A 6,000-nucleotide genomic window follows, 5' to 3' on the forward strand; every position below is an offset into this window, starting at 1 on the left:
ACCCCGAAGCGGGGCCTGCCACCGAACGCGGTCCTCCGCACAACCGTCAGCGCACTGTGAAGTCGAAGGAAGGAGGTGATGCCCGCATCCCACTGAGAAACGGGTTCCGCGGCGAGGCGGTCGCCGCCCCCTGCACCAGGCGCTTGCGAGCACCAGCGAGCAACCGCTCCACGCGCACCGCCACACCGTGTGGCACGCAGGGATGACAGCTCGCCGCAGGAACGACCTCTCGTTGTCACGTCACTCTTCTCCTGATCGGGGGAGGGACCGCAGACCCCTCCCCCGACTCCCACCGGCGGTTTGCCGGGCCGCGGCCAGGGTAGGCCGGGAGAGATTCATCAGGGTGCCAAGAGGAGGCTGTGATGCGACGCGCGCTTCTGATCGTTCACGATATGCCCGCGGAATTCCGGCGGTGACCGCCAACTCTCGTCCCGTGGGTGGCTATGCCGCCACGATGGTCGCCTACGCGACGGTAGTGGCGGCGGTCGCACTGCTCGGGAACGCGACAGGTCGCAAGCTTCCGCGCGATATGACCATCCGCGATCTGGTAGTGACCGCGTTCGCCACGCACAAGCTGTCTCGCTTGGGGACGAAGGCCGCGGTGACGGCGCCGGTACGCGCGGCGTTCACGCGGCCGGTTGCAGCTGACGGTGGGCCAGGAGAGGTCGCCGAGGAGCCGAAGGCGACCCACGGTATCCAGCACAGCATCGGCGAGTTGCTCAGCTGCCCGTTCTGTTTCGACGTATGGGCGATCACCGGTTTGACCATCGGACACGTTTTCGCGCCGCGGGTGACGCGAGTGCTGACCGACGCCGCGGCCGCCTTGGCGGGTGCCGATTTCCTGCACCTCGCGTATGCCACTGCTCAGCAGATAGCTGAAGGCGAACAGCTTCTTCGCTGACGAAGCGGGGTCGCACCGATCCGGTCACAAGCGCCGCCATACTGCGAGAACCAGGTGGGAGCGACCCGCCCGCACCGTCGAATCTTCGATGCGGGCGGGCCCAGTTGTAGCCACGACAAGGTTTGTGGCTATCGCCCCGGCCGTAGCCGTAAACGGCATCGGCGGCTGGATCGATGCGGTCGCGGCAGGTCGTGCGGCGAGGGGGTGGTGTGGGTGCGCGTGTAGGTCAGCACCTGGGTGGCTTCGGGTCCGCGGTCGGTGTCGGCGGCCGTGAACACGACCGGTTGCCCAGCAGTGAGCGTCTTGTAGCCGGGGGCGCAGATGGCGGTGTACCGGACGAACACCGCCTCAGCGCCGTTGTCCGGGGTCAGGAACCCGAAGCCTTTTTCCTTGTTGAACCAGGCCACGCATCCGTGCTGCCAGCGCGGCAGTTCCGCGGCGCCGGTGTGCGGGTCGGGATGAACGGTGCTGTCAGTAGGCGAGGCAATCGTAGTCGTCATCGGCGGTAGGGGTGATCCAGGCTTGATCGATGCGGTCGCTGATATCGGCGGTGTCGAACGCGGCACGGATGCGCTCGGTCAGCGGGTGCAACCCGCCGGTGTCCAGTCCGATGTCATGGTCGTCGACAGCAACGGGGGTCTGCTGGTCGGCCAGGTCACCGTCACCGTAGAGCGGGATCGTGGTCATTCGTCACTCCTCCGAGATGAATTCCGGTTCGAGGGCGGGGTGGGCTCGGATCCCACCGAGCCCACCTGTGAGGAAGAGTCGAGAACGAGAGATTCGACAATCGTCGTGTCCTTGGAATACAGCAATCACCTCGCTTTCACTGCCCTGGTGTTCCAATTATCTCTGTCAGCCAACACAGATTTCTTCTATCACTCCTTTGACATCTGCGCAAGCCCCCGACCCCACCCTTCGATCCGGCCCAACCCGCATCGATGCTCGACGCCTTCACCGGCTTGACACGGCGCGAAGCGGATACCCCGGCGGAGAGCCGAGTGTGCCTGGCGCAGGCATGCGGCTATCGAGACCGAGAGAAGGGGCCGTCATGGTGTCGACCACACTTGCCGCGCTCTACCAGGCGTCGGGCGAAGGACCGCCCGGTCTGCTGCCCGCGCGCCAGCAGATGGCGTTCTCGCTGGGCTGGCACATCGTGCTGGCCTGCTTCGGCGTGGCCTTTCCCGCCATGATCTACGTCGTGCACCGCCGTGGCATCGTCCACGACGACCCGGTGGCCCTGGGCTTGGCGAAGCGGTGGGCGACGGTCTCGGCGATCTTGTTCGCCATCGGTGCGGTCTCCGGAACCGTGCTCAGTTTCGAGATGGGGCTGTTGTGGCCGGGGCTGATGGGCCGCTTCGGCGACGTGCTGGGGTTGCCGTTCGCCTTCGAAGGGCTGTCGTTCTTCATCGAAGCGATCTTCCTGGGCATCTACCTCTACGGATGGGGTCGTATGCCGCCGCGCCGCCACCTGGCCATGCTCGTGCCGATGGCGGCCGCAGGCGTGGTCGGCACCTTCTGTGTGGTCAGCGTCAACGCGTGGATGAACAACCCGACCGGCTTCCGGCTCGCCGACGGCGAGGTGACCGATGTGAATCCGTGGCGAGCGATGTTCAACGGAGGGGTGTACCTGCAGTTCGCGCACATGTGGGTCGGGGCCTTCATGGTCGTCGGATTCCTCGTGTCCGGTGTCTACGCCGCCGGTCTGCTGCGGGGCCGTCGCGACCCGCATCACCGGCTCGGGTTCACCGTCCCGTTCGTCTTCGCGACCGTCGCCGCGCTCGCCCAACCACTGCTCGGGCACGTGCTGGGGATGCGGGTGCACGACACGCAACCGTCGAAGCTGGCCGCGTTCGAACTGGCCGCCACGACCGAAGGACCCGCCCCGCTGCGATTGGGCGGCGTTCTCGTCGACGGGGAGGTGCGGGGAGCGCTCGATATACCCCGGCTTGGTTCGATCATCGCCCGCAACTCGCTGACCGCTCCGGTGCCCGGGTTGGACTCGGTGCCCGTGGCGGATCGGCCGCCGGTCAACCTCACCCACCTCGCCTTCCAGACCATGGTCGCCATCGGCACCCTGCTCGCGCTCTTGGTGATCGTCTTCTGGCTGCTGCGCTGGCGGCGCAACGACCTGCTGACCGAACGTTGGTTCCTGACAGCGGCGGTGGCCGCCGGACCGTTGGCGATCCTGGCGCTGGAATGCGGCTGGATCGCCACGGAGGTGGGCCGTCAGCCGTGGACGGTGTGGCAGGTGCTTCGCACCACCGACGCCGCCAGCACGAGCACGGGTCTGTGGTGGAGCTATGTCAGCGTGTTGCTGGTGTATGTCGGGATGACGGTGGGCGCGATCGTCGTCCTGCGTTCCATGGCGCGGCGCTGGCGCACCGGCGCCGCGACCATCACCGCCCCCTATGGACCGGGCGCCTCGCCGGTCGACCAGGCGCAGCGCGCCCGCAGCGTCGGAAAGCCGTGATCCGATGGATCTCTCGGACGTGGTCGCGACCGCGATGTTCACGGGGGTGGTGCTCTACGCGCTGTTCGGCGGCGCCGACTTCGGCTCCGGATTCTGGGACCTCACCGCGGGCGGGCCCCGGCGCGGCAGCCGCTTGCGAGTGCTCATCGACCACAGCATCGGACCGGTCTGGGAAGCCAATCACGTGTGGCTGATCTACATCCTGGTGTTCCTCTGGACCGCCTACCCGACGGCGTTCGCCGCCATCATGACCACACTGTTCATTCCGATGAGCCTGGCGCTGCTCGGTATCGTGCTGCGCGGGGCCAACTTCGCGTTCCGCAAGTACTCCGCGAGCCTGCGCCAGGCACGCTTGTTCGGCGCCTTGTTCGCGGGCGCGTCGCTCATCACGCCGTTCTTCTTCGGCACCGCCGTCGGCGCGATCGCCTCCGGCCGGGTGCCCGCCGAAGGGTACGGCGACCGGATGCGGTCCTGGCTGAACCCGACCTCGATTCTGGGCGGCGTGCTGGCGGTCGGGACGTCCGCCTTCCTGGCCGGCGTCTTCCTCACCGCCGATGCCGCGCGCTCGGGCGACGACGCACTCGCCGGATACCTGCGCTCGCGCACGCTGATCGTCGGTGGCGTGACCGGGGCGGTCGCGATCGCGGCGATCGTGCCGATCCGGCACGACGCACCGACTCTCGGCGCCGGACTTCTCGGGCGCGCCCTTCCGCTGATCGCACTCTCGGCAGCCGCGGGCGTGCTCACCCTGGCCCTGGTGTACCGCCGCCGATTCGGGTGGGCGCGCGTTCCCGCGACGGTCGCGGTCGCCGCGATCGTCATCGGGTGGGCGGTCGCGCAGACGCCATGGATCCTCGTCGATCACCTGCTCATCGCGGATGCCGCGGGTGCAAGAGCCACCCTGATGGGACTGCTCGCCGTCGTCGCCGTCGCCGCCGTCACGGTCCTGCCCGCCCTGGCCTATCTGTTCTGGCTCACCCAGACCGACGCGTGGGTCCGCGACGAGCCCGCGCGTACCGGCTCACCGGAACAGGCGTAGCTACTCCGCACCAGCGGCACCCGATCCTGGGGTTACCGGCGGCAGGACCCGCACAGCAGCCGGCCCCTGTTCGAATCGGCGCTGCGGGCTCTGGCGCGATCCGCGATCAGCGCGCCTTCTTCCGCGCGGCGTACCGCGCGGGCATGCAGACCGCACAGGGTCGGTAACCAGCGGAGATCGCGTCGGTGTACACGATGGCTATTCCGCGTCGTGCAGCACGAGACCGAGAGTGTGCCGCACACCGCTGCGCACGCGGCTGACACCGTGGCGGATCGGGGCGCGGGACCAGCCGCGACTGGACGGCGTCGGCCGATCGCGGGTGGTGAAAACCAACGCGTGCCCCTGTTCGAGCACCGACACGGTCGCTTTCGACTGAGCGCGCGGGCGTTGCTCCACGAGCAGGAATTCCCCGCCGGTGTAGTCGATCCCGGATCGGTCCAATCCGATGACGACCTGCAGCGGGAAGACCAGCTCGCCGTACAGGTCGCGATGCAAGGCGTTCCAGTCACCGGCGTGGTAGCGCAGCAGGATCGGGGTCGGCTCGGTCTGCCCCGCGGCATGGCAGGCATCGAGCCAATCGCCGAACTCCTCCGGCCACGGCGCCGGGTCGCCGAGACGTTCGGCCCAGGATCGGGCGAGCGGCAGGAGTTTTCGATAGAAGGCCGCCCGCAGCCGCATGATCGGCTCGGGCACCGGATGCGCGAAGTAGCGGTAGGTGCCTTCACCGAATCGATAGCGCGCCATGTCGACGGTGGATCGGAAGCGCGCGAGGTCGTCCCACATGGCGGTGAACTCGCCGCACTCCTGCTCCGTGAGGATCGGACCGGTCGCCGCGCAACCGTAGGCGTCGACTTCGGCGAGCAGTGTCGGCCACGGTTGGTCGTCGACGCGGTCCGTCAGAGAAGCGGCGGCCCGCCCGGGAATCGCCGTGGGCTTCGCGGGGCGAGCCATGGCGATGCTCGGCTCACTCATGCCGCCGCCTCCAGATCCAGCAGTGCGTGCTTCGCGGTGACGCCGCCGACGTACTGTCCGATGGTCCCGTCCCCACGCACCACCCGGTGGCACGGGATCACCACCGGAAGCGGGTTGCGCGCGCAGGCGGAGCCGACCGCGCGCACCGCACGCGGGTTGCCGACCGCCGCCGCCACCGCCCCATAACTCGCGCGCTGCCCGTAGCCGATGGCGGGCAGGTGCTCGATCACTTGGCGGCGGAACCCCGCGGCCAGCCGCAGATCCAGCGGCAGGTCGAAACGCGTCCGGCGGCCCGCGAAGTATTCCTCGATCTGCCGGGCCGCCGTGTCCAGCCGGGCGGGCGCGGCGAGGATCCGGGGACTGATCCGCGCGGCCAGAGTGGCGAGTACCGCGTCGTGGTCTTCGGTGGGGTAGGCGACACGGACCAGTCCGGCGGGCGTCGCGGCCAGCAGCAACGTCCCCACCGGGGTCTCCAGCAGGCGGTAGGCGACATCGAGCAGGCCCGCCGCGGCGGCCTCGGCGGTCAGTCGCGCGTGCAGCGCGGCGAGCAGGTCGGCGTCCGGGGTCAGTGCGCGCGACAACCCGTCGCCGTGATCGAGGGTGGCCATCATGATTCGT

At 68.7% G+C, this 6,000-nt stretch carries 7 protein-coding genes; 3 read left to right on the forward strand and 4 right to left on the reverse strand.

The window, feature by feature from the left end; genetic code table 11:
- Positions 1–412: 412 nt before the first annotated feature.
- The gene (locus ON21_RS14075) at positions 413–901 is read left to right on the forward strand and encodes a DUF1360 domain-containing protein (RefSeq protein WP_039798323.1); all 489 of its coding nucleotides are present in this window, start codon (positions 413–415) and stop codon (positions 899–901) included.
- Positions 902–1,029: 128 nt separating this feature from the next.
- Here ON21_RS14075 and ON21_RS40995 read toward each other — a convergent pair whose 3' ends face one another.
- Together ON21_RS40995 and ON21_RS14085 are read right to left on the reverse strand one after the other, a co-directional pair.
- Positions 1,030–1,401, reverse strand: coding sequence for a cold-shock protein (locus ON21_RS40995; protein WP_083880612.1), 372 nt, complete (start codon positions 1,399–1,401; stop codon positions 1,030–1,032).
- Positions 1,373–1,588, reverse strand: a complete 216-nt coding sequence (locus ON21_RS14085; protein ID WP_039798324.1) for an Rv3202a family protein — start codon at positions 1,586–1,588, stop codon at positions 1,373–1,375. The genes ON21_RS40995 and ON21_RS14085 overlap by 29 nt, the downstream gene beginning before the upstream one ends.
- Positions 1,589–1,949: 361 nt before the next feature.
- Here ON21_RS14085 and ON21_RS14090 point away from each other — a divergent pair, with 361 nt between their 5' ends.
- Both ON21_RS14090 and ON21_RS14095 read left to right on the forward strand, forming a co-directional pair.
- Positions 1,950–3,371, forward strand: a complete 1,422-nt coding sequence (locus ON21_RS14090; protein WP_039798325.1) for a cytochrome ubiquinol oxidase subunit I — start codon at positions 1,950–1,952, stop codon at positions 3,369–3,371.
- A gap of 4 nt (positions 3,372–3,375) precedes the next feature.
- Complete coding sequence (locus ON21_RS14095) at positions 3,376–4,410, forward strand: cytochrome d ubiquinol oxidase subunit II (protein ID WP_039798326.1); 1,035 nt, start codon at positions 3,376–3,378, stop codon at positions 4,408–4,410.
- Between the two features lie 198 nt (positions 4,411–4,608).
- Here the strand turns inward: ON21_RS14095 and ON21_RS14100 are convergent, their stop codons facing one another.
- Positions 4,609–5,361 carry a 2OG-Fe(II) oxygenase gene (locus ON21_RS14100; RefSeq protein ID WP_051020788.1) on the reverse strand — a complete coding sequence of 251 codons (753 nt, stop codon included), beginning with the start codon at positions 5,359–5,361 and terminating at the stop codon, positions 4,609–4,611.
- A gap of 17 nt (positions 5,362–5,378) precedes the next feature.
- Positions 5,379–5,990 (reverse strand): methylated-DNA--[protein]-cysteine S-methyltransferase, encoded by a 612-nt coding sequence (locus tag ON21_RS14105; protein ID WP_051020790.1) that lies wholly within the window; start codon positions 5,988–5,990, stop codon positions 5,379–5,381.
- Positions 5,991–6,000: the final 10 nt, after the last annotated feature.

The organism is Nocardia araoensis NBRC 100135, assembly GCF_000308435.1.
Classification (GTDB): domain Bacteria; phylum Actinomycetota; class Actinomycetes; order Mycobacteriales; family Mycobacteriaceae; genus Nocardia; species Nocardia araoensis.